At 71.0% G+C, this 23,514-nt stretch carries 21 protein-coding genes; 11 read left to right on the forward strand and 10 right to left on the reverse strand.

Annotated features, from left to right (window positions below; translation table 11 throughout):
* Window positions 1-19: 19 nt before the first annotated feature.
* The 4 genes from bagB to ACZ4FV_RS12785 form a co-directional block, all read right to left on the reverse strand.
* Entirely contained in the window at window positions 20-1,216 is a 1,197-nt protein-coding gene (bagB, locus tag ACZ4FV_RS12770; protein ID WP_465322628.1) for an ATPase BagB, read from the reverse strand.
* A complete protein-coding gene (gene bagA, locus ACZ4FV_RS12775; protein ID WP_395866649.1) occupies window positions 1,213-2,286 on the reverse strand; it encodes an ATPase BagA in 1,074 nt (357 codons plus the stop codon). The genes bagB and bagA overlap by 4 nt, the downstream gene beginning before the upstream one ends.
* Window positions 2,287-2,434: 148 nt before the next feature.
* Window positions 2,435-3,730 carry a kynureninase gene (kynU, locus tag ACZ4FV_RS12780; RefSeq protein ID WP_395866651.1) on the reverse strand — a complete coding sequence of 432 codons (1,296 nt, stop codon included), beginning with the start codon at window positions 3,728-3,730 and terminating at the stop codon, window positions 2,435-2,437.
* A gap of 22 nt (window positions 3,731-3,752) precedes the next feature.
* A complete protein-coding gene (locus ACZ4FV_RS12785; RefSeq protein ID WP_465322629.1) occupies window positions 3,753-4,628 on the reverse strand; it encodes a tryptophan 2,3-dioxygenase in 876 nt (291 codons plus the stop codon).
* 180 nt (window positions 4,629-4,808) lie between these two features.
* Between ACZ4FV_RS12785 and ACZ4FV_RS12790 the strand changes: the two genes are divergently transcribed.
* The 5 genes from ACZ4FV_RS12790 to ACZ4FV_RS12810 all read left to right on the forward strand — a co-directional run bounded on the left by ACZ4FV_RS12790 (window position 4,809) and on the right by ACZ4FV_RS12810 (window position 7,797).
* Complete coding sequence (locus ACZ4FV_RS12790; protein WP_395866655.1) at window positions 4,809-5,261, forward strand: Lrp/AsnC family transcriptional regulator; 453 nt, start codon at window positions 4,809-4,811, stop codon at window positions 5,259-5,261.
* Window positions 5,262-5,272: 11 nt separating this feature from the next.
* Window positions 5,273-5,440, forward strand: coding sequence for a DUF4177 domain-containing protein (locus ACZ4FV_RS12795; protein ID WP_395866657.1), 168 nt, complete (start codon window positions 5,273-5,275; stop codon window positions 5,438-5,440).
* On the forward strand, window positions 5,437-5,904 hold the full coding sequence (locus tag ACZ4FV_RS12800) for a RidA family protein (RefSeq protein WP_395866659.1): 468 nt from the start codon (window positions 5,437-5,439) through the stop codon (window positions 5,902-5,904). Before ACZ4FV_RS12795 ends, ACZ4FV_RS12800 begins: the two co-directional genes overlap by 4 nt.
* 114 nt (window positions 5,905-6,018) lie before the next feature.
* On the forward strand, window positions 6,019-6,894 hold the full coding sequence (locus ACZ4FV_RS12805; RefSeq protein ID WP_402234441.1) for an NUDIX hydrolase: 876 nt from the start codon (window positions 6,019-6,021) through the stop codon (window positions 6,892-6,894).
* Between the two features lie 78 nt (window positions 6,895-6,972).
* Entirely contained in the window at window positions 6,973-7,797 is an 825-nt protein-coding gene (locus tag ACZ4FV_RS12810; RefSeq protein ID WP_395866662.1) for an MBL fold metallo-hydrolase, read from the forward strand.
* Window positions 7,798-7,852: 55 nt separating this feature from the next.
* Here ACZ4FV_RS12810 and ACZ4FV_RS12815 read toward each other — a convergent pair whose 3' ends face one another.
* Window positions 7,853-8,527, reverse strand: coding sequence for a Crp/Fnr family transcriptional regulator (locus tag ACZ4FV_RS12815; RefSeq protein ID WP_020554920.1), 675 nt, complete (start codon window positions 8,525-8,527; stop codon window positions 7,853-7,855).
* Between the two features lie 167 nt (window positions 8,528-8,694).
* Between ACZ4FV_RS12815 and nth the strand changes: the two genes are divergently transcribed.
* From nth to ACZ4FV_RS12835, 4 genes are all read left to right on the forward strand, one after another.
* Window positions 8,695-9,696, forward strand: a complete 1,002-nt coding sequence (gene nth / locus ACZ4FV_RS12820) for an endonuclease III (RefSeq protein WP_402234443.1) — start codon at window positions 8,695-8,697, stop codon at window positions 9,694-9,696.
* Window positions 9,693-10,427, forward strand: a complete 735-nt coding sequence (locus tag ACZ4FV_RS12825; protein ID WP_395866665.1) for an NUDIX hydrolase — start codon at window positions 9,693-9,695, stop codon at window positions 10,425-10,427. The genes nth and ACZ4FV_RS12825 overlap by 4 nt, the downstream gene beginning before the upstream one ends.
* A 138-nt stretch (window positions 10,428-10,565) precedes the next feature.
* Window positions 10,566-11,750: a MarP family serine protease gene (locus tag ACZ4FV_RS12830; RefSeq protein ID WP_395866667.1), complete on the forward strand. Its 1,185-nt coding sequence runs from the start codon at window positions 10,566-10,568 to the stop codon at window positions 11,748-11,750.
* 86 nt (window positions 11,751-11,836) lie between these two features.
* The gene (locus ACZ4FV_RS12835; protein ID WP_395866669.1) at window positions 11,837-12,523 is read left to right on the forward strand and encodes a metal-dependent hydrolase; all 687 of its coding nucleotides are present in this window, start codon (window positions 11,837-11,839) and stop codon (window positions 12,521-12,523) included.
* Between the two features lie 495 nt (window positions 12,524-13,018).
* Here the strand turns inward: ACZ4FV_RS12835 and ACZ4FV_RS12840 are convergent, their stop codons facing one another.
* From ACZ4FV_RS12840 to ACZ4FV_RS12860, 5 genes are all read right to left on the reverse strand, one after another.
* Entirely contained in the window at window positions 13,019-13,939 is a 921-nt protein-coding gene (locus tag ACZ4FV_RS12840) for an alpha/beta fold hydrolase (protein ID WP_402234445.1), read from the reverse strand.
* A gap of 76 nt (window positions 13,940-14,015) precedes the next feature.
* Window positions 14,016-14,435, reverse strand: coding sequence for a phage holin family protein (locus tag ACZ4FV_RS12845; RefSeq protein WP_395866673.1), 420 nt, complete (start codon window positions 14,433-14,435; stop codon window positions 14,016-14,018).
* 110 nt (window positions 14,436-14,545) lie between these two features.
* Window positions 14,546-15,868, reverse strand: coding sequence for a Na+/H+ antiporter NhaA (gene nhaA, locus ACZ4FV_RS12850; RefSeq protein ID WP_402234447.1), 1,323 nt, complete (start codon window positions 15,866-15,868; stop codon window positions 14,546-14,548).
* Window positions 15,869-16,178: 310 nt separating this feature from the next.
* Window positions 16,179-17,516 carry a polysaccharide deacetylase family protein gene (locus ACZ4FV_RS12855; protein WP_395866677.1) on the reverse strand — a complete coding sequence of 446 codons (1,338 nt, stop codon included), beginning with the start codon at window positions 17,514-17,516 and terminating at the stop codon, window positions 16,179-16,181.
* 210 nt (window positions 17,517-17,726) lie between these two features.
* Entirely contained in the window at window positions 17,727-18,713 is a 987-nt protein-coding gene (locus ACZ4FV_RS12860; protein ID WP_465322630.1) for an urease accessory protein UreH domain-containing protein, read from the reverse strand.
* Between the two features lie 258 nt (window positions 18,714-18,971).
* Between ACZ4FV_RS12860 and ACZ4FV_RS12865 the strand changes: the two genes are divergently transcribed.
* Together ACZ4FV_RS12865 and acs are read left to right on the forward strand one after the other, a co-directional pair.
* Window positions 18,972-21,320 carry a SulP family inorganic anion transporter gene (locus ACZ4FV_RS12865; protein ID WP_395866681.1) on the forward strand — a complete coding sequence of 783 codons (2,349 nt, stop codon included), beginning with the start codon at window positions 18,972-18,974 and terminating at the stop codon, window positions 21,318-21,320.
* Window positions 21,321-21,468: 148 nt separating this feature from the next.
* Window positions 21,469-23,454 carry an acetate--CoA ligase gene (acs, locus tag ACZ4FV_RS12870; RefSeq protein ID WP_465322631.1) on the forward strand — a complete coding sequence of 662 codons (1,986 nt, stop codon included), beginning with the start codon at window positions 21,469-21,471 and terminating at the stop codon, window positions 23,452-23,454.
* Window positions 23,455-23,514 lie beyond the last annotated feature (60 nt).

The following is a 23,514-nucleotide window of genomic DNA, read 5'->3' on the forward strand; positions in this document are numbered from 1 at the left end:
GCTGCCGGCGGACCCGGGCTCAGCCCGTGCCCAGGCTCTCGCCGATCACCCGCAGCCCGTCCAGGTCGTGCACGTCACCGGGCAGCGCCGGAACCTCGGCCACCCGCACCTCGGGGTGGATCGAGGTGAAGCGCGTGCGCATGCGCTCCTCCCGGTCGATCACCCGCAACCGCTCGGCGTGCAGCGTCAGCAGTCCCGCGACCAGGCGCAGGTCGGCGGGCCGCGACGGGTGCTCACCGTCGAGCGGTTCGACCTCCTCGACCTGCGCGAGCTGTTCGGCCTGCTCCGCCTGCTCGGTCAGCGCCTCGGCCGCGGCCACGCTGCGTTCCGCGGACAGCCGACCGGCGCGCGTGGCGTGCACGCGGTTGAGCACGAGGCCGGCCAGCGGCATGCGCTCGGTGCCCAGTCGGTCGACGAAGTACGCGGCCTCCCGCAGCGCGTCCTTCTCCGGCGCGGCGACCACCAGGAACGAGGTGCCGCGCGCCTGGAGCAGTTTGTAGGTCGCGTCGGCCCGCTTGCGGAAGCCGCCGAAGGTGGTGTCCAGCGCGGCCACGAAGGTCTGGATGTCGGTCAGCAGGTGGGTGCCGACCACCTTGCTGAGCGCGCCGGTCATCAGGCCCATGCCCGCGGACAGGAACTTGAGCGCGCCGCGCCCGCCGACCTTGGCGGGAGCGGAGAGTATCCGGATCAGCCGGCCGTCCAGGAACGAGCCCAGGCGCTGGGGGGCGTCGAGGAAGTCGAGCGCGGACCGGCTCGGCGGGGTGTCCACCACGATCAGGTCCCACTCGCCGGTCGCGTGCAACTGGCCCAGCTTCTCCATCGCCATGTACTCCTGCGTACCGGCGAAGCTGGAGGACAACGATTGGTAGAACGGGTTGTCCAGGATCTGCTGCGCGCGCTCGGGGTCGGCGTGTTGTTCGACGATCTCGTCGAACGTGCGCTTCATGTCGAGCATCATCGCGTGCAGGCTGCCGCCCTTGGTCTCGTCGACGTCGACGACCCGGCGTGGCGTGTTGTCCAACTCGGTCAGGCCCATCGACTGGGCGAGCCGGCGTGCGGGGTCGATGGTCAGCACCACCACGTCCCGACCGCGTTCGGCCGCGCGCAGCCCGAGCGCCGCGGCGGTGGTGGTCTTGCCGACGCCGCCGGAGCCGCAGCACACCAGGATGCGGGTGCCCGGGTCGTCGATCAGCTCGTCGATCTCCAGCCTGTTCATGCCATCCCCTGCTCGCGCAGCGCTTCGGCGAGGCGGTACAGACCGCCCAGGTCCATTCCGTCGGCCAGCAGCGGCAGTTCGTACACCGGCAGGTCCAGCCCGCGGACCAGGGCGCGGCCGGTGCTCTCCAACTCGATCCGGCTCGCGTGCTCGTCGGCCTCGGCCAGCAGCGAGGTGACCAGCGGCCGGGTGGGCTTGATGCCGCCCGCGACCAGGCCGGCCTCGAGCAGCTCGGCGGTGAGCCGCTGTCCGGTGTCGCTCTCGTCCTCGGCTTGGAGCGGCGGCCGGGCCATGTTGATCACCACGCCGCCGGTGGGCAGGCCCGAGTCGCGCAGTTCGGTGACGCCGTCCACGGTCTCCTGGACCGGCATCTCCTCCAGCAGGGTGACCAGGTGGACCGCGGTCTGCGGTGAGCGGATCACCCCCATCACCGCCTCGGCCTGGGTGTGGATCGGGCCGAATCTGGCCAGCCCCGCGACCTCGGTGTTGACGTTGAGGAAGCGTGCGATCCGGCCGGTGGGCGGCGCGTCCATGACCACCGCGTCGTAGGCGAACTTCCCCTGCGTGCGGCGCCGGGCCGACTCGCACGCCTTGCCGGTCAGCAGCACGTCGCGCAGCCCCGGCGCGATGGTGGTCGCGAAGTCGATCGCCCCGAGCTTCTTCAGGCCCTTACCGGCCCGACCCAGGTGGTAGAACATGTCGAGATATTCGAGCAGCGCCTCTTCCGGGTCGATCGCGAGCGCGTACACCTCGCCGCCACCCGGGGCGACCGCGATCTTGCGGTCCTCGTAGGGCAGATGCGGGCAGTCGAAGAGCTGCGCGATGCCCTGTCGCCCCTCCACCTCGACCAGTAGCGTGCGCCGCCCGCCCGAGGCCAGCGCCAGTGCCAGCGCGGCGGCCACGGTGGTCTTGCCGGTGCCGCCCTTGCCGCTGACCACGTGCAGGCGCACGCCCTCCCAGTCGGCGTTGCCGTCGGTCGTGCGTGCGCCCGCCGTCGAGGTGCTCACGGCGTCCGTCCAGCGGGTACGGCCGGGGCGGCCGGCGCGACGGTCGTCTCGGGTACGTGGCATGCCCGGATCCCTGCCCTCGAAGGCTTGCGCCATTCGGCCGCAGCCGAGGCGTTACCGGACCCGTGTGACCGCGCACCCAAACTCACGAGTCGAGCCTAACCACCCCGTCCCCGCCCGGTCGGAGGTGATCCCCCTGTGGTGACCCGCGTCACGTCACCGTCGCCCGAACGGCGTAGCGCGCGTCCTTGTACGCCCCCGTCTCCAGGATGTCCCCGAGGACGCGCGCGGCCTCGACCACGTCGGCGTGGCCGATGTAGAGCGGGTTGAACCCGAAGCGCAGCACATCCGGCGGCCGGACGTCGCCGATCACGCCCCGGTCGATCAGCGCCGCCATCACCGCGTGCGGTTCCGGGTGGCGCACCGCGACCTGGCTGCCGCGCCGCGCGTGCTCGAGCGGGGTCAGCGTCTCCAGGCCCAGATCGGTGACGCAGGCGATGAACAGGTCGGTCAGCGCCAGGCCCTTGGCCCGCACGGCCGTCATGGACACGTCGTCGTAGGCGCCGAGCGCGGCTTCGAGCGCGAGCATCGACAACAGCGGCGGGGTGCCTATCCGGGCCCGCTCGATGCCCGGCGCGGGCGCGTATCCCGGCTCCATGCCGAACGGGTTCGCGTGCCCGTGCCAGCCGGTCAGGGCGGGCGCGAAGTCGGCGATGTGCCGCTCGGCCACGTAGACGAACGCCGGCGCGCCGGGGCCGCCGGACAGGTACTTGTAGCCGCAGCCGACGGCGAGGTCGACGTCGTGCGCGTCCAGGTCGATCGGGAACGCGCCGGCGGAGTGGCACAGGTCCCACAGCGCCAACGCGCCGACCGCGTGCGCCGCGGCGGTCAATCCGGGCAGGTCGCGCAGTTCGCCGCTGCGGTAGTCGACGTGGTTGTAGGCGATCACCGCGACCGTGTCGCCGTCCGCGCGCAGCACCTCGGCGAGTTCGCCGACCGGGACCCGGCGCACCTGGGCGCCGAGCAGGCCGGCCATCGAGTCGGCCAGGTAGAGGTCGGTGGGGAAGCTGTCCGGGTCGGCCAGCACCACGGTGCGTCCCGGGCGCAGCCGCAGGGCACCGGCGATCGCGTTGAAGATCTGCACCGACGTCGAGTCGCCGCACACCACCCGACCGGGCGCGGCGCCGATCAGCGCGCCGATCCGGTCGCCGATCCGCGCGGGCGCCCCCCACCAGTCGTTGGCGTTCCAGGAGCGGATCAGGTCGGTGCCCCACTGGCGGTGCACCGCGTCGTTCAGCGCCTCGGGCACCGCGGCGGGCAGCGCGCCCAGCGAGTTGCCGTCGAGGTAGATCACGCCTGCCGGCAGCAGGAACCGCTCGCGCACGTGCGCCAGCGGGTCGGCCGCGTCCAGTTCGGCGGCTTCGGCCACCCGTCCGGCCGCTAGGCGACCGTTGGAGAGTCGGACCGACGCGTCGTCGGCGGCCGTGTTCGGCAAGGAATCGGACATGCTTCACCCATCTTTCGATGAATCAGACCTTCGATGGTTCGACCAAGGTGCGCATGGTCCACAATTCGGGAAAAACGCGCACACGTACGGTCTGCTCCAACCAAGACGCTCCGGCCGAGCCACCCGTGCCCGGCCGGTTTCCCAGCGCTCGCAGTGTGGCGGCCAGATGTCGCTCGCGCCAGCGGGTCCAGCGCTCGGAGATGTCGGTGAGCACCTCGCCGAGCTCGACCAAGTCGACCACGCCGTCCGTGTACACGCCCGCCCACGCGCGTTCGACGTCCTGGGACGGCTCGTACGGCCGACTCGGATCCGCGCCGGGAGTCGGGGTGTGTCGACCCCGGCGGGCGAGCAGGGCGAGCGCGTGGTCGTACAGGCTCGGCGCGCGCAACGAGCGCTCCAGCTCGGCGTGCACCTCCGGACTGCCCGTGTAGGGCCGCAGCACGCCCGCGCGTTTGACGCCGAGCAGGAATTCGAGATGCCGGTACAGGTGCGACTGGAAGCCGGACGCGTCGCCGAGCGCGTCCCGGAAGCCGCCGAACTCGCCGGGGGTGAGCGTCGCGAGCAGGTCCCACGTGGACACCAGCACGTCCAGCTCGCGGATGCTGCGCCGCAGCGTGCCGATCGCGCCGGGCACGTCGTTTGCGTCGAGCCGTTCGCCCGCGATCGTCCATTCGTGCCGCAGCAGCGCGAACAGCAGCTCCATCACCTGGGAGGAGATCAGGAACGACAGCTCGGCGGGCACGTCGGTGCGGGTGCGCTGGAGGGAGAGCAGCCGGTCGAGTTGCACGTAGTCCGCGTACGGCGGCGCCGCGGCGTCCGCGGGGCCTCGACGCGGGCCCGCCATCGGACACGTCGCGCTCGCCGGATCGGCCGGTGGGGTCCGTTCGTCGAACGTCATCGCAGGTCACCTCTCCGGCCGGTCCCGCCGGTGCGCCGGAAGGGCCGGTCGGGGAGTGCCCATATGGAATCGTGCGACCATTCGGTTGGGAATGGGTGTCGAGCATCGGAAGCCCCGGTTCGGTTTACGCTCGCAAAGTGTCGAAGGACATGTGCTCACGATCGTGAACGGAGGGTGCGCATGGACGCGATCGACCGCAGATTGCTCGCCGAATTGCAGCGCGACGCCCGGGTCTCGCTCAACGAGTTGTCCCGGCGGATCAACCTCTCCGCGCCCGCGGTGGCCACCCGGGTGCGCCGGCTCGAACACACCGGCGTGATCACCGGTTATCACGCGCATGTGGATCCGGCCGCGGCCGGCCGCGGTGTGGTGGCGCTGGTCCGGATGAATTGCTACGGCCCCGGCTGCCTGCTGCGCCGGGACGCGGACACCGTGCGCGAGTGGCCCGAGGTGCTCCAGGTGCACCGGGTCACCGGTGACGCGTGCTGCCTGCTCATGGTCGCGGTCGCATCGATGTCCGACTTCCAGATTCTGATCGACCGGCTCGCCGAGCACGGCAAACCCTCCAGCACGATGGTGTTGTCCTCGCCGGTGGCGTGGCGCCCCGTCGAACCGCCCGACGTGTCCGTCTAAAGTCTGCACACATGACGAAGTGGGAATACGTGACGGTCCCCCTGCTGGTGCACGCGACCAAGCAGATCCTGGACAACTGGGGCGACGACGGCTGGGAGCTCGTGCAGGTCGTGCCCGGCCCCAACCCGGAGAGCCTGGTGGCCTACATGAAGCGTGCGAAGCAGGAGGCGGCGAAGTGAGCGAGGTACACCCCGAGCAGCGCCTGACCGAGCTGGGGCTTACCCTGCCCGGCGTGGTGCCGCCGGTGGCCGCGTACGTTCCGGCGATCCGCACCGGCAATTACATCTACACCTCGGGCCAGTTGCCGATGGTCGAGGGCAAGCTGCCCTCGACCGGCAAGGTCGGCGCCGAGGTCACCGCCGAGGAGGCGAAGGAACTCGCCCGCCAGTGCGCGCTCAACGCGCTCGCGGCGGTCAAGGCCGAGCTCGGCGACCTGTCGCTGGTGCGTCGGGTGGTCAAGGTGGTCGGGTTCGTGGCCAGCGCCCCGGACTTCACCGGCCAGCCCGGCGTGATCAACGGCGCCAGCGAACTGCTCGGCGAGGTGTTCGGCGAGTCCGGGCGGCACGCCCGCAGCGCGGTCGGGGTGGCCGTGCTGCCGCTGGACGCCCCGGTCGAGGTGGAGATCCTCGTCGAGGTGGTCTGAGCGGATCGCCCGCTGCGCCATCGTGATGATCGGACCTGGCCCTTTCGGGTCGGGTCCGATCGTTTTCGGGGGCGAGGGATGGAACTTGACTCGGTCAGGCGTACGATCCGGCGCATGGCCGAATCAGGGAGTACGCGAGCCGGGAAGGCCCAGCCGGGCATGCCCGCGTCCTGGGCCGAGCGGGCCCGCGCGATCATCGCCGGCGAGGCGGAACCGGTGGCTCCGCGCCGCGCGGCGACCGTGGTGCTGCTGCGCGAGCGGCCGCACGGTGCCGAGGCGTATCTGCTGCGCCGGCACACCACGATGAAGTTCGCGGCCGGGATGTACGCCTTCCCCGGCGGCGGCGTCGACCCCCGGGACGCGGACCACTCGGTGGCCTGGGCCGGCCCCGAACCCGCCGAGTGGGCCAAGCGGCTGGGCACCGGCGTCGCCGAGGCCCGCGCGATCGTCTGCGCCGCCGTGCGCGAGACCTTCGAGGAATCCGGTGTGCTGCTCGCCGGGCCCGACCCGAGCACCGTCGTCTCGGACACCACCGGCGCGGACTGGGAGGCGGACCGCGCCGCGCTGGTGGCGCGCGAGCAGACGCTGACCGAGTTCCTGGAGCGGCGCGAACTGGTGCTGCGCTCCGACCTGCTGGGCGCGTGGGGGCGCTGGATCACCCCCGAGTTCGAGGACCGCCGCTACGACACGTGGTTCTTCGTCGCCGCCCTGCCCGCCGGCCAGCGCACCCGGGACGTCTCCGGCGAGGCCGACCGGGTCACCTGGGCCCGGCCCGGCGACGCGCTGGCACAACACCGGGCGCAGGAGATGGCGATGTTGCCGCCCACCATCGACACGCTGCGCCACCTGGCGGAGCTGGCCGACCCGGCGGCTGCCCTGGCCGCCGCGGCCGACCGGGAGATCACCCCGATCATGGCCCAGGGCCGTTTCGACGGGGATCGCCTCGTGCTCGAATGGCCGGGGGTCGCGGACCCGTTCGGTCTGCGCTGAGGCCCCACCGACGACCCGGAGCCGGTCCGAGGGCATCCACCGGATCGGTCCGGGCCACCGAGGTACAGGATGACCACCATGAACGCACAGCCCCTGCCCGGCAACCCGCGCCCGACCATCGGCGGACCCGCGAGCTCCCGGGTGACCTGTCTGCTCGCACCGAACCCGAGCGCGATGTCGCTGGACGGCACCAACACGTGGATCGTGGCCGAGCCGGGCGCGGACACCGCCGTGGTGATCGACCCCGGCCCCGACGACGAGGGCCATCTGCGCGCGATCGTGGCCGCGGTGGAGGCCGAGGGCCGCCGCGTGGGCCGGATCCTGCTCACCCACGGCCACCCCGACCACTCGGCCGGCGTGGCCGGCCTCAAGGCGCTCACCAACGCCGTCGTGCACTCGGTCGACCCGCAGTGGCGCTACGGCGGCGAGGGCCTGGTGGACGGCCAGGTGATCGACGACGGCGGCTTGGACCTGCGGGTACTGGCCACTCCCGGCCATTCCGGCGACTCGGTGTGCTTCGTGGTGGCCGCGGACCGCTTCGTGATCACCGGCGACACCGTGCTGGGTCGTGGCACCACGGTGGTCGCGCACCCCGACGGCCGACTCGGCGACTACCTGGACTCGCTGCGCCGGCTGCGCGCCCTCGCCGCCGCCGGCGAGGTCACCGCGGTGCTGCCCGCGCACGGCCCGATCCTGGACGACGCGGTCGGCGTGCTCGACTTCTACCTGGCCCACCGGGCGGCCCGGCTGGCCCAGGTGGAGGCCGCGGTCGCGGCGGGCGACAAGACCGCCCAGGACGTCGTCGAACGGGTCTACGCGGACGTGGACCGCGGCCTGTGGTGGGCCGCCGAGATGTCGGTCCGCGCCCAGCTCGAATACCTGACCGAGCGCGCGGACGCCTGAACGCCGCGTGGGGGCCCGCCGACGGCGGACCCCCACGTGTTCGGTGCGCGACGTGCTAGCGCGAGCGGCGCGACAACCGCTCGACGTCCATCAGGACCACCGCACGCGCCTCCAGTCGCAGCCAACCCCGGCTGGCGAAGTCGGCGAGCGCCTTGTTGACCGTCTCCCGCGAGGCGCCGACCAACTGGGCCAGCTCCTCCTGGGTGAGGTCGTGCGCGACGTGGATGCCTTCGTCGGCGGGCACGCCGAACCGGCGGGACAGGTCGAGCAGGGCCTTGGCCACCCGTCCCGGGACGTCGGAGAAGACCAGGTCGCCCAGGCTCTCGTTGGTCCGCCGCAGCCGACGCGCTATCGCCCGCAGCAGTGCCGCGGCGACCTTGGGCCGACCGGTCAGCCAGGGCTGCAGGTCGGAGTGGCCCAGGCCGAGCAGGCGCACGTCGGTGAGCGCGGTCGCGGTCGCCGTACGCGGTCCGGGGTCGAACAGCGACAGCTCGCCGAACATCTCGCCCGGGCCCAGCACCGCGAGCATGTTCTCGCGGCCGTCGTTGGAGCTGCGGTGCAGCTTGATCTTGCCCTCGATCACCACGTACAGCCGGTCACCCGGGTCACCCTCGTGGAAGAGCGAGTCCCCGCGCTCGAGCGCGACCTCCGTCATGGAGGCCCGCAGCTCGGCGGCGTCCTCATCTTCGAGCGCCGCGAACAGCGGAGCCCGCTGCAAAACGTCGTCCACGAGGTTCCTCCTAGGCCGGCCTGGTCGACACCAATGAAAGCCGAGCGGTCAAACAGTGCGATCGGTCACAGTCTGACGCACCGGTACCCGCAATCATCACGCGGGGTGGCCTGGATCACGAACGGGCGGATCCACAGTAACCGGACATGTCGCTCCTGTGATCAAGCATGTGCGGACTGCTCGACCGTACGCCCCGTCCATCTGCGTACTCTGGCCGGGTGTCGAGCAACGTGACGGAGCCCGCGCCGCGCAGGTCGCGGGCGGCCGCGAAGGTCGTGAAAACCGAGTCCCATCTCGCTCTGGTGCGCCGCGCGCGCCGGATCAATCGCGAATTGGGCGAGATATACCCGGGTGCGCACTGCGAACTCGACTACGGCGACGCGTTCCAGCTCCTGGTCGCGGTGGTGTTGTCCGCGCAGACCACCGACCGACGGGTCAACACGGTCACCCCGGCACTGTTCGCCCGCTTTCCCGACGCCGCCGCGGTGGCCGCCGCGGAACCGGCCGAACTGGAGGCGATCATTCAGCCGACCGGGTTCTTCCGGGCCAAGACGCGCTCGGTGCAGGGCCTGGCCCAGGCGCTCCTGGAACGCTACGACGGCGAGGTGCCGGGCAAGCTCGCCGAACTGGTCACGCTGCCCGGCGTGGGTCGCAAGACCGCCAACGTGGTGCTCGGCGAGGTCTTCGACGTGCCCGGCATCACCGTCGACACCCACTTCGGCCGGCTGGCCCGGCGCTTCGGGTGGACCAAGGACGATGATCCGGTCAAGGTCGAGCAGGAGGTCGGCGCGCTGTTTCCGCGCAAGGACCTGACCCTGCTGTCGCACCGGGTGATCTTCCACGGCCGCCGGGTCTGCCACGCCCGCCGCCCGGCGTGCGGGGCGTGCGCCATCGCGCCGCTGTGTCCGGCGTACGGCGAGGGCGAGACGGATCCGATCAAGGCCAGGGCGCTGCTGAAGTACGAGATGGCCGGGCAACCCGGCCAACGGCTCAAGCCGCCGGCCAAGCCGGTGCTTGCCGTGCCGGGCGACGCATCCGAAGACGTGGACGCATCCGAAGACGTATCCGAGACGAAGGCCGCACCGGCCGAGGCCGCACGAACGAAGGCCACCCGAGCGAGGGCCGCACGAGCGAAGGCCGCACCGCGAGACGAGGGGGACGCCGGGTGACCCAGACCGGAACCGGGATCCAGACCTGGGCCGAAGCGGATCTGCCGGAATGGCTGCGCCCGGTCGCGCGCGCCGCTCGGGAGATCCGCCCCGAGCAACTGAGCCGTTTCCTGCCACCGGCCGAGGGCGGTCGGCGCTCCGCCGTGCTGGTGTTGTTCGGCGAGGGGCCCGACGGTCCGGACCTGCTGCTGCTGCAACGCGCCGCGACGCTGCGCTCGCACGCGGGCCAGCCCGCGTTTCCGGGCGGTTCGGTGGACCCGGGCGACGACGGCCCGGAGGGCACCGCGCTGCGCGAGGCGCAGGAGGAGGTCGGGCTCGACCCCTCCGGTGTGCGGGTCTTCGGCCGGCTGCCGGACCTGTACATCCCGGTGAGCGACTTCGTGGTCACGCCCGTGCTCGCGTGGTGGCACCGGGAGAGTGAAGTCGCCCCGGGGGCACCCGAGGAGGTCGCGCGCGTGTTGCGGGTGTCGATCGCCGAGCTCGCCGAACCGGCGAACCGGGCCCGACTGCGCCACCCCGGCGGTCACCTGGGCCCGGCGTTCCTGGTGCACGACCTGGTGGTCTGGGGCTTCACCGCGGGGCTGATCGACCGGGTCCTGCACCACACCGGCTGGGAACGGCCGTGGGACAGCCGCCGCGAGGTCGCCCTTTCGGAGACCGAGAGCCGGTTGGCCCGGCGCGGGTTCGACCGCTACGAGGAGACCGCCTCCGAGCCCGAGGTCCGCGACTGACCGCCGGCCCGCCCGCCGCACCCGGTGCGGGGCGGGCTGACGGCACGTCAACACCGGTCCTGTACGGCTGTGTCACCGGTGTTCGACGAACCGGCACGGCGGCGGACAGCGCGGGCTCGCACATGAGAACGTGAGCCCGTGAATGTCCTGGACCTGTTGCTGCTCGCCGCCGCGGTGGCCTTCGCCATCTCCGGATACCGGCAGGGCTTCATCGTCGGCGTGCTCTCGTTCCTGGGCTTCATCGGCGGCGGTGTGTTCGGCATGTGGCTGGTGCCGTCGCTGCTCAACCGGTTCGAGCCGGGGCTGGGTCCCTCGATCGCGGCGATCTGTGTCGTGCTCGTGCTGGCCACCGCGCTCCAGGCGCTGACCACCGCGGCCGGCAACCGGCTGCGCCGGCAACTCACCTGGCGTCCGGCGCGACTGGTGGACGCGGCCGGGGGCTCGATCGTGAGCGTGTGCGCGCTGCTGATCGTGGTCTGGCTGATCGGCTCCTCGGTCGCGGGCGCCTCGATGCCCACCATCTCGCGCGAGGTGCGTTCCTCGCAGGTGCTCGGCGGCGTGCAGAAGGTGTTGCCGCAGGGCGCCGACACGTGGTTCTCCTCGTTCGGCAACCTGCTCGACCGCAACGGCTTCCCGCAGGTCTTCAGCCCGTTCGTTCGCGAGGACATCCCGCAGGTCCCGCCGCCGGACCCGAGGTTGTTGTCGATGCCGGCGGTCCAGGAGACCCGGGACAGCATCGTCAAGATCGTCGGCACCGCGAAGAGTTGCGGCAAGGTGATCGAGGGCTCCGGCTTCGTCTACGCCCCGCAGCGCGTGATGACCAACGCCCACGTAGTAGGTGGCGTCAAGAAGCCGACCGTGCAGATCGGCGGCGAGGGCCGCGAATACCCGGCCGAGGTCGTGCTCTACGACTGGAAGCGCGACATCGCGGTGCTCAAGGTGCCCGGACTCAAGGCCACCCCGCTGCAGTTCGAACCCAAGGTGGAGAGCGGCGCGGACGCGATTGTGGTGGGCTTCCCGGAGAACGGCGCCTTCCACGTCGAACCCGCCCGGGTCCGGGCCCGGATCCAGGCCGGCGGCCCGGACATCTACAAACGCGGCACGGTCAGTCGCGACGTCTACTCGCTGTACGCGAAGGTGCGCCAGGGCAACTCCGGCGGCCCGCTGATCTCACCGAACGGCAAGGTCGCCGGGGTGATCTTCGCCAAGTCGCTCGACGACGAGTCCACCGGGTACGCGCTCACCGTCGAGGAGGTGCGCGCGGACGCCGAGGCGGGCGCGGTCGGCGACCGTCCCGTGGACACTCAGAGTTGCGCCATGTGACGCATGTCCGCCGGGTTCTCGGGCAGACGTTCGGGCACAGCCGCGACGAGCGGCGAGGGCGGGGCGAGGCGGGGTGGGGTGGGGGAATGCTCGGGCATTCGCACGCGGTCAGCGGGGCACTGGTGTTCGCGGCGACGGCACCGACGCTGCCCCAACACCTGTGGCACAACCACCTGTCCCCGTCCGAGATCGTGATCGGTACGTTCCTGACCGCCGGCGCGGCGCTGCTGCCCGACCTCGATCACCACAACGGCACGATCGCCAACTTCCTGGGACCGCTCTCGCGGGCGCTGTGCGCGGGCGTGGCCAAAGTGTCCGGCGGGCACCGACACGCGACCCACTCGATCGCCTTCGTCGTCCTGGCCGGACTGCTGACCTGGCAGGGGGTCGAGCACTTGGGGCGGCCGTTCACCCTCACCATGGTCTTCCTGCTGCTCGCGCTCGCGCTGCGCGCGCTGAACCTGTGTCCGCCGGGCAAGGGCGTCGCCTCCTGGATCACCATCGTCGCGCTCGCCGGCGGCGGCACGGCGGTGGTCGACCACTGGATGCCGGCGGCCCCCGACTGGTTGCCGATGGTGATCGTGCTGGGCTGTATCGCGCACCTGCTCGGCGACTTCCTCACCAAGCAGGGGATACCGCTGTTCTGGCCGCTGGGCACCCGCTTCGAGGTGGCCGTGGTCAGCCGGACCGGAAATCGCGTGGAGACGCTCGTCCTGGTGCCGGTGATGATGCTCGCCACCGTCGCGCTCTTGTGGTTCAGCACGTTCGCCTGAGCGGCGAAAAGCGGCATCGAGCGCTGCGCGGAGCCCGTGCGCGAAGCGGAACCCGTACGCGAGACAGGGGATGGTGCGACGCGACCCGGTCCCGGGTCGCGTCGACACGTCAACGCAGGAAGCGCAGGCGCAGACTCAACCAACGCGCTCGTCGGCGCAATATCCCCATCAGCCCCGGCAAATGATCCCCCCGGTCGGCAACCGCGCCGGCCGGCGCCCCTCGCGTGTGCTCGAACCCGTGAGTGCCAGTGGTGCCGATCTCAACCATGAGGGTCTCTGCCGTCTCCGACCGGGTGTCCCCGGCCCCCGCCGCCATGCTCGGAGCGTTGTACGTCCGGCTCATACGGTGGCGCCTACCCGGGTCACCGACGGCGTAATCGCGCCGCCTCGGCGGTCCGAAAATCATTTCCGGACACGTCGGAGGCGATCTGTACGGAAGTGTCGGATATCCCCGTCAAGATCGTACAAGAAAGGCCCGAAAGCGCTGTCGGAACTTCAGCGCTCGGGTTCCGGGTCCTTCAACCAACCCAGGAGTTCCTCGGTGAACACGGCCGGTTGTTCCTCGTGCGGGAAGTGCCCCACGCCCTCGATCAGTCGCCAGCGGTAGGGCGCCTCCACGTAGCGCCCGGAGCCGGCCGCCGTGCGCGGCAGGATCACCGGGTCGAGCGCGCCGTGCAGATGCAGCGTGGGCACCTCGACGGGGGCCTTCATCCGGGCCGAGTACTGGATGCCGTCCGGGCGCGGGATGGACCGGATCAGCCAGCGGTAGTGCTCCGCCGCGCAGTGCGCCGTGCCGGGCACCAGCATCGCCTGGCGATAGCGCGCGATCGACTCGTCGGCCGGCCGGCCCGGCGCCGACCACGCGCTCAACATGTCGCCCACCATCGCCGCGCCATCGCGGACCAACTGCCGCTCGGGCACCCACGGTCGCTGGAAGCCGAAGATGTGCGAACTCGCGGCCATCTGGTGCCGGTCGGTCAACAGCGCGCCGCGCAGTTGCCGGGGATGCGGCATGGACACCGCGACCAACCGGCGCACCACCTTGGGCCGCAACACGGCCGCGGTCCAGCCCAGGTAGGCGCCCAGGTCGTGGCCGACCACGATCGCGTCCGGCTCGCCGAGCGAGCGGATCACCCCGGTCACGTCCAGGGCCAGGGTGATCGGGTCGTAGCCGCGCGGGGTGCGGTCACTGCCGCCGTACCCGCGCAGGTCCATCGCGACCGCGCGGTAGCCGGCCCGGGCCAGCACCGGCATCTGATGCCGCCAGGCCCACCAGAACTCCGGGAAACCGTGCAGCAACAGCACGACCGGCCCCTCGCCCATTTCGGCGATGTGGAACCGCGCGCCGTTGGCGGCGATGTCGCGGTGTGTCCAGGGCCCGTCCACGTTGACCACGGTGCTCTCGGGAACCGTCATGCGGAGCAGCGTCGCACACTCGCCATCGCACCCCGGTTTCCGCCGCCGGTTTGGCCGGCCCGGGCGCGTTGCCGGATCAACCGACGTTCTTGAGCGTGGTGACCGTGTCCCGGGTGGTGGTGATCGTGCGCTCCGGCGCGCGGACGTTCTTGAACGACTTGATGCCGTAGAACGCGAGCCCGCCCGCGAGCAGGAGGTAGAAGCCGCCGACGATCAGGAAGCTCCACGCCACGCCGAGACCGAGGGCGTGGATTCCGTACACGATCGCGAAGCTCAGGAAGATGAACGCGAACACGCCGATGAAGGCAGCCGCGCCGAACGCGCCGCCGCCCTTCGCGACGTTGACCACGCTGACCTTGACCTCGCTCTTGGCGAGCGCGATCTCGCTGCGCACCAGCGTGGACATGTCGCGGCTGGCCGACGAGAACAGCTCGCCGAGGGATCGCTGTGCGTCGACGGGCACGTCCTGGGCCGGGGACCTGTCGGTGCCTGCCATGGTCACTCCTTGTACCTGTATGGATAATCCGACCCCGATCATGCCCTGCTGCGGCGATACGTATCCAGCGGGGCGCGTCGTACGAGTGTTTCGGATGGGAAACGAAGTATTCAGGAGTGGCCGAGCTTCTCGTCGCGGAGTCGATCCGCGTCCGCTTGATAGACGTCCGGAATGCCGTCGCCGTCGTCGTCGCGATTCTCCTCGACGCACAACCGGGCGTAGGTGTTGTTCCTTATCCGCAGCACCACCGACGCCGCGACGGCCGCGAGCACCGAACCCACCAGCACCGCGGCCTTGGCCTGTTCGGTCAGCGTCGGGTCGTCGGTGAAGGCCAGTTCGCTGATCAACAGGGACACCGTGAAGCCGATGCCGGCGAGCATGGACATGCCGAACACGTCCGACCACGCGAGGTCGTCGCTGAGTTGGGCCCGGGTGAACCGGGCGACCAGCCAGGTGCCCGCGAAGATCCCGACCACCTTGCCCGCGACCAGGCCGATCATGATGCCGAGCGTGGGCCGCTGGGTGAACACGTCGCCGAGCACCGAACCGGAGACCGCGACGCCCGCGGACAGCAGCGCGAAGATCGGCACCGCCACGCCCGCGGAGACCGGCCGCACCAGGTGCTCGACGTGCTCGGCCGGCGAGGTTCGCTCGTCCGGGTCCGGGACCACGCGCATCAACAGGCCCATCGCGACACCCGCGACCGTGGCGTGTACGCCGCTCTCGTGCATCAGCGCCCAGGTCACCAGGGCGAGGGGTACGTACCACCACCAGCCGCGCACCCGGAAGCGCTGGAGCAGCGCGAACACCACGAGCAGGGCGAAGGCCCCGGCCAGCGCGAGGAAGTCGACCGAGTCGGTGAAGAAGATCGCGATGATCAGGATCGCGCCGAGGTCGTCGACCACCGCGAGGGTGAGCAGGAACGAACGCAGCGCGGAGGGCAGGCTGGTGCCGATCACCGCGAGTACGGCCAGCGCGAACGCGATGTCGGTCGCGGTGGGGATGGCCCAGCCGTCGGGCGATCCGCCGCCCGCGTTGACCGCGAAGTAGAACAGCGCGGGAGTGAGCATCCCGCACGCGGCGGCCACCACCGGCAGCACGGCCTGGGCCGGATTGCGCAGGTCGCCGACCACCAGTTCGCGCTTGAGTTCGATGCCCGCCACGAAGAAGAACACCGCGAGCAGGCCGTCCGCGGCCCACGTGCCCAGCGACAGGTCCAGGTTGAGCGCGCTCGGACCGATGCGGAAATCGCGCAGATCGTGGTAGGCCCCGCTCCACCCGGTGTTCGCCCAGATCACCGCGATCACCGCCGCGATCAGCAACAGCGCGCCGCCGACGGTCTCGGTGCGTAGCGCGTCCGCGATGAAGTTCCGTTCGGCCAACGTGGACGGACGCCGAAAGAACTTGGTGCGTGGTGCGGACTCGGCAGCCACGGGACCTCCAGGTCGGCTGTGGTTCGCAGGCGCATACCGCCCTGCGAAAACGACAAAACAGCGCCGACCAGACTTCCCGGCATGCCTCCAAGAGGAGACCCCTGACGCGGGACGGCGGAACCCGAACCGACCCGATCCCCGTCAGTGTATCGACAAGACCCGCACCACGAGGGAACCGAACCGCGCACGGCCGCGTCGGCGCCCCTCGGCTCGCCGATGCCCCCGCCGACCCGCGCCGCCCACGCAAAGGCCCCGTACCGAAGGGGATTTCGATACGGGGCCGGAGCCGGACGCGGATTCGGCCGGTCGCTCAGTCCTGGCGACGAGGCAGCACCGCGGAGTCCGAGGCGGCGAGCGGGCGAAGCGCGGCGGGCTTGTTCTGGCCCCCGGCGGAGGCGGTGATGATCGTGCTCCAGTCGGTCACGTTCTGGCCGACGCCCAGACCCTGCAGCTTGGTGATCACCGCGGGGTCCTGGCCTTCGAGCCAGTCGGTCAACTGACGGAAGGTCACACAGCGCACGTCGGACTTGGTGCAGATCGACTTCACCGTGTCCCGGACGGCATTCATATAGATGCCGCCGTTCCAGTCCTCGAAGTGGTTGCCGATGAACAAAGGCGCGCGATTGGTGGTATAGGCGCGCTGGAATCCGTTCATGTAGAACTCGTGGGCCTCTTTCTCCCACGCGTCCTTCTTGGACGGGTCGTACTTACCGTGCAGCGCTTCCTGCTCGTACATGATGTTGTAGTCCATGGAGAGCTGCGACTTGCTCGGGTTCCCCGGCCACGGCAGCGACTGGAGCGGGAAGTCCCAGATGCCGGTCTCCTTGCCGCGCTTGGGCCACACCTGAAGACCACCGGCGGAACTCGCGTCGTAGCGGAAGCCCATTTCCTTGCCGGCCCGCATCAGATTCGTCTGGCCCTCCAGGCACGGTGCCCGGCCGCCGATGAGTTCCTTGCCGAGCGAGTAGTCGAACGGCAGCGGCGGCAGATCGGCGAACCCGGTGTTCGTCTTCCAGTTCTGGACGAACTTGACCGCCTGTTCGGTCTCGTTCTTCCAGTCCGCCGGGGCCCAGGACTTGCCACTCGTGGAACTGTTGCAGAAGTGGCCGTTGAAGTGCGTGCCGATCTCGTTGCCCTTGAGCCAGACCTCGCGCATCTGGACGATCGTGTTGCGGATCGTCTCGTCGGACATGAACGCGATGTCCGATGCGCCGGCCGCGTGCTTCGGTCCGGTGTACATGGCCCGCTTCGCCTTCGGGAGCATGTAGATGCCGCTCAGGAAGTACGTCATCTGCGCCTTGTTCGCCTCGGACAGCTTCAAGAATTCCGAGACCAGCTTGTTGCCGTCCTCGGCCGCGCCGTCCCAGGAGAACACGACGAACTGCGGCGGTTTCTCACCCGGCTTGAGCTTTTCCACCTTCGGCTGGTTCGGCTGCGGACCGGTGTCGGCGGTCGAGCCGTCGCCGATCGGCCGGACCGGACCTCTCGGTTTGTCCGATTCCTTGCCCGGAGCGCTCGGATTTCCGTTGCCAGAGGTCTTTGCAGAGGAGTTGCCGGAATCTTTCCCGTCCTTTGCGAAAACCACGAAACCGATAGCGGCCAGGACTGCGACAACGACGAGCACCGCAGCGCCGCGGACAGTTCGCACAGTTCACCTCTTCCCATGGACATGCCGGACCGAGCTGTATTCCCTATCGATACATACGCACGCCGGGGTCACCCGGTTGCGTGCGTGCCCGGACCGCTTTCCCCGCGTACCCGAGTCGGGACGCGTCGGATCGCACGGGGCGCGTGAGTGCGGACACATCACCGTACGGGGCGGAAGGGCCCCAAAGCGATCCGCCGTCACCCGGGACGGTCAGGGGTCGGCCCGGAACTCGATCCGTCCGCTGTACATGCCCATCGAGCAGGTCCAGCTGAGGGTGCCGGCGTGCGGCGTGCCCAGGTCGATCCCGGTCTCGCCGGACGTCGGCAGGACGCGCTGCACGTTGCGGGCGGGCAGGACGAAGCCCCGGGTGCAGCCGGTGGTGCGGTCGGTACGCAGCACCAACACGGTGCGTACGCCGGCCCGGGCGAGCGCGCGGGCCGGGTGGTAGCCCTCGTTCCCGACCCGCACGGTGACCCGCTGCACGCCATCGGCCCCGGTGCTCGCCGCCGCGTGGTCCACCGTGCCCACCGCGGCCGGCGTCCACCAGCCGCCCAGGCGCAGTCCGGAGGCGATCGTCCAGGCGGCCACCGCGAGCACCAACAGGCCCACGGCGGCCGTCGGTCGGCCGCGCAGGAGCCGTCCCGACGCGCCGACCAGCAGGCCGAGCGCGGCGAACAGCGGGAAGGTGCCGAGCACGAAGCCGGTCAGCACGGCGGCCCCGCCGAGGGCGTTCCCGGCGGTCACGGCGACCAGTTCGACGCTCAGCGTCACTCCGCACGGGACCAGCACCGTGGCCGCGCCCAAGAGCAGCGGACCGCGACCGGCGCCGCGCGGCGAGGGGCGCGGCAGCAGTCGGCCGACGCCGGGCACGCCGAGCATGGACAACCCGAAGAGCACCATCAGCGCGCCCGCCAGGAGCAGCAGAATCGCACGGGTGCCCGGCGCCGGTTGCACCGCGCCGCCGAGCAGGCCGAGCAGTGCGCCGAGGATGGTGTGCGCGAGCAGCTTCGCGCCGAGGAACGCGGTCAGTGCGCGGGGGAGCAGGCCGCGCGGCGGCGTGCTCGCGCAGTCGCCGGCCGGGTTCTCGCACGGGCGCACGGCCCCGGCCAGCAGGCCGCCCTGGACCGCCGCGCAGGACGCGCCACCCGCGACGATCCCCGCACCGAGCCCGGTCGCGAACAGCGTGAGCACCTGCACGGCACCACCCCCACTCCGGGGAGATTACGTGCCATCACGCACAGTGTGGAAGATCTCCGGCGCGAAACACTCGTTTCACCCATGCGGGTGCATATTTTACGTTCCGAAAAGGATAGCCTTACTGTGACGATGTAAACACTTAGAGTTAACTTGGCCTACCGGGCCCGGAACTCTCTCGTTCGACCCGCGCGCCGCCATCCCTGCGGCAGCCATGCCCGCCATGACATGACTGACATGACTGACCCGGAGGACACGGACATGCCCGTTGCCCCTACCACCACACCCGCGCCGGTCTCCCGGACCGCCACGCTGCGCGCGGACCTCGGCGCCTCACTCGTGGTTTTCCTCGTCGCCGTACCGCTCTCGCTCGGTATCGCGCTCGCCGCCGGCGCCCCCCTCGGCGCCGGCATCATCTCCGCCGTGATCGGCGGCATCGTGGTCGGCCTGCTCGGAGGCGCGCCCCTCCAGGTGAGCGGCCCCACCGCCGGCGTCATGGTGATCGTGGCCGGTCTCGTGCAGACCTACGGCTGGCGGGTCACCTGTCTCGTCACCGTCGGCGCCGGCCTGGTGCAGATCCTGCTCGGCCTGCTCCGGGTGGCCAGGGCCACCCTCGCGCTGTCGCCGGCCGTCGTGCACGGCGTCGTCGCGGGCATCGGCGTGGTGATCGCGCTGGCCCAGTTGCACGTGGTCCTGGGCGGCGCGCCACAGCGCTCGGCCTGGGAGAACCTGCGCGAACTGCCCACCCAGGTCGGCAATCTGCGCGCCCCCGCGGTCGCGGTGGGAGTGATCACCGTGGTCCTGCTGCTCGGTTGGCCGCTGTTGTCCCGGCTGCCCGGGCGGTGGGCGGCGCCGGCCAAGGTGCCCGCGCCGCTGATCGCGGTCTCGCTCGCCACGGCGGTCGCGAGCGTGACCCACCTGAACGTGGCCAGGGTGGACCTGTCCTCGGTCACCTTCACCACCCCGGTGTTGCCGCCGTCGGGCGCCTGGAGCGCGATCGCGGTCGGCGTGGTCAGCGTGGCCCTGGTCTCCGGCATGGAGTCGCTGCTGTCGGCCGCCGCGGTCGACCGGCTGCACAACGGGCCCCGGGCCAACCTCGATCGCGAACTGATCGGCCAAGGCGTGGGCAACGTGGCCTCCGGCGCGATCGGCGGCTATCCGGTCACCGGTGTCGCGATCCGCTCGGTGACCAACGTGCGCGCGGGCGCGGTCTCTCGGTTCTCGACCATCCTGCACGGCGTGTGGGTGATGGTGTTCGTGGTCCTGCTCGGCGCGCTCGTCGAGCGCATCCCGCTCGCGGTGCTGGCCGCGCTGGTGATGGTGGTCGGCATCCAGATGGTCAGCCTCGCGCACATCCGACACGTGCACCGGCACCGCGAGTTCCCCGCCTACGCGGCGACGATCGCGGGGGTGGTCCTGGCCGGTGTGCTCCAGGGCGTGCTGCTGGGCGTGGTGGTCGCGGTGCTCACCGCGCTGTACCGGCTCAGCCGCAGCACCGTGCGGGTCCAGCCCGACGACGGTGTGCTGCACGTCGAGGTGCACGGGTCGCTGACCTTCCTGTCGGTGCCGCGGCTGTCCCGAGTGCTGGGCAAGTTGCCGCCGGGCGAGCACGTCGTGCTGGACATGACGGTGGACTACCTCGACCAGGCCGCGTTCGAGGCGGTGCACTCGTGGCGGGCGGGCTACCTCGCGCGTGGCGGGCGGGTGGACATCGAGGAGATCCACGACGGGTGCTACGAGCGGGCCGCGGGCGGTTCCCCGGGGCCCAGGCGCTCGCGGCTGACCCCGTCGCCGCGCTGGTTCGCGCCGTGGTGGCACTGGCAGCGCGCGTGCCCGCGCGAGGACGGCACCGCGTCCCAGGCGCTGGTGGCCGGCGCGCGCGAGTTCCAGCAGCGCACCGCGCCGCTCGTGCAGCCGTTCCTGGAGCGGCTCGCGTTGGAGGGGCAAAAGCCCGCGCAACTGTTCATCACCTGCGCCGACTCGCGGATCGTGCCGAACCTGATCACCGCGAGCGGCCCCGGCGACCTGTTCACCGTGCGCAACGTGGGCAACCTGGTGCCGTGCGGCGAAGCCGGGCACGCCGACCCGAACACGGCCGACGCTTCGGTGGGCGCGGCGATCGAGTACGCGGTGGCCGTGCTCGGTGTGCGCAGCATCACGGTGTGCGGGCACTCCGGGTGCGGCGCGATGAACGCGCTGCTGGACAAGGTCGGCGACGCGGCCGAGGCCGGGTCGGGGCACGGCACCACGCCGCATCTGGATCGCTGGTTGCGCAACGGCGACGCGTCGCTGGCGCGCTTCACGGCCGGCCCCGCGCCGACCCTGACCGGCCACCTGGTGCCGCCGGTGGAGCAACTGTGCCTGACCAACGTGGTCCAGCAATTGGACAACCTGCTCGACCACGCGGTGGTCGCCCGGGCCGTGTCCGAGGGCCGACTGCGGCTGTTCGGGCTGTACTTCGACATCGCCTCCGCGCAGATGTATCTCTACGACGGCGTGCGCGGCGACTTCGGCCCGGTGGACGCGGAGCGGGCCGAATCCGGGGTGCTCCCGGAGGGTGTCACCCTGGGCGCCGAAGATCACACTTTTCCGGTGCTCAACGCGGGGTAGCCACCCCGTACGATCGCGCGGTCGGCCACGATGCGCCGTGAGCCGACAAGTGGTCTAAACCAATCGTGGTCCTCCTCTTGCCGGCTCGGGCCGGTCCCTGATGAGCTACGGCCAAAGGAACCGACCGCAGCGGCACGGAGGAGTACGCGTGAGCAACGCAGACCGGAACACCGGGGACAAGGCCGGAGAGGCACTGTCGAACCTGCTGCGCGAGGAGCGACGCTTCGCGCCCCCGCCGGCGCTCGCGGCAGACGCCAACGTCAAGGCCGAGGCGTACGAGCGCGCGGCTGCGGACCGGCTCGGCTTCTGGGCCGAGCAGGCCCGGCGGCTGGACTGGGCGGTGGAGCCGCAGGAGACGCTGGACTGGTCGACGCCGCCGTTCGCCAAGTGGTTCGCCGACGGCAAGCTCAACGTCGCCTACAACTGCGTCGACCGGCACGTCGAGGCGGGCAACGGCGACCGGGTGGCGATCCACTTCGAGGGCGAGCCGGGCGACACCCGCACGCTGACCTACGCCGACCTCAAGCGCGAGGTGTCCAAGGCGGCCAACGCGCTGACCTCGCTGGGCGTGGAGGCGGGCGACCGGGTCGCGATCTACCTGCCGATGATCCCCGAGGCGGTGATCTCGATGCTCGCGTGTGCGCGCATCGGCGCCCCGCACTCGGTCGTCTTCGGCGGCTTCTCGGCGGACGCGGTGTCCTCACGTGTCAACGACAACGACGCGCGCGTCGTGATCACCGCCGACGGCGGCTATCGGCGCGGCAAGCCCTCCGCGCTCAAGCCGGCCATCGACGAGGCGCTGCAGTCCTGCCCGGACGTGCGCAACGTGCTGGTGGTGCGCCGTACCGGCGGCGACGTCGCCTGGACCGAGGGCCGCGACCTCTGGTGGCACGACCTGGTCGACGCGCAGTCCGAGGAGCACGAGCCGCAGGCGTTCGACGCCGAGCACCCGCTGTTCATCCTGTACACGTCCGGCACCACGGGGAAGCCGAAGGGCATCCTGCACACCTCCGGCGGCTACCTGACCCAGGCGAGCTACACGCACAACGCGGTGTTCGACCTCAAGCCCGAGACCGACGTGTACTGGTGCACGGCCGACATCGGCTGGGTCACCGGGCACTCGTACATCACCTACGGCCCGCTCTCCAACGGCGCCACCCAGGTCATGTACGAGGGCACGCCGGACTCGCCGCACCAGGGCCGCTGGTGGGAGATCGTGCAGAAGTACGGGGTCACCATCCTGTACACCGCGCCCACCGCGATCCGCACCTGCATGAAGTGGGGCGACGACATCCCGGCCCGGTTCGACCTGTCCTCGCTGCGCATCCTGGGCAGTGTCGGCGAGCCGATCAACCCCGAGGCGTGGATCTGGTACCGCGAGCACATCGGCGCCGGGAAGACCCCGATCGTCGACACGTGGTGGCAGACCGAGACCGGCGCGATCATGATCAGCCCGCTGCCGGGCGTGACCGAGACCAAGCCGGGTTCCGCGCAGCGCGCGCTGCCGGGCATCTCGGCCAAGGTGGTCGACGACACCGCGACCGAGGTCGGCAACGGCGGCGGGGGCTACCTGGTCCTGGACCAGCCGTGGCCGTCGATGCTGCGCACCATCTGGGGTGACGACCAGCGGTTCAAGGACACTTACTGGTCCCGCTTCGATGGGCTGTACTTTGCCGGCGACGGTGCCAAGAAGGACGAGGACGGCGACGTCTGGCTGCTCGGCCGGGTGGACGACGTGATGCTCGTGTCCGGCCACAACATCTCCACCACCGAGGTCGAGTCGGCGCTGGTCTCGCACCCCAAGGTCGCCGAGTCGGCCGTGGTCGGCGCGACCGACGCGACCACCGGGCAGTCGATCGTGGCGTTCGTGATCCTGCGCGGCAGCGCGTCCGAGTCCGAGGACCTCGTCGGCGAACTGCGCGAGCACGTCGGCAAGGTGCTCGGCCCGATCGCCAAGCCCAAGCGCATCCTGCCGGTCGCCGAACTGCCCAAGACGCGCTCCGGCAAGATCATGCGCCGCCTGCTGCGCGACATCGCGGAGGGCCGCACGCTCGGCGATGTGACCACGCTGACCGACGCGTCGGTGATGGACCTGATCACGTCGCAGTTGCCCTCGGCGGCGGCCGAGGACTGACCCCGGGGCCGGCCGCCGGCCGGGACTTGATCGAGGCGGGGCGGCCCGTTCCTTCGGGAG

It is taken from the genome of Embleya sp. NPDC025285 (assembly GCF_055558835.1).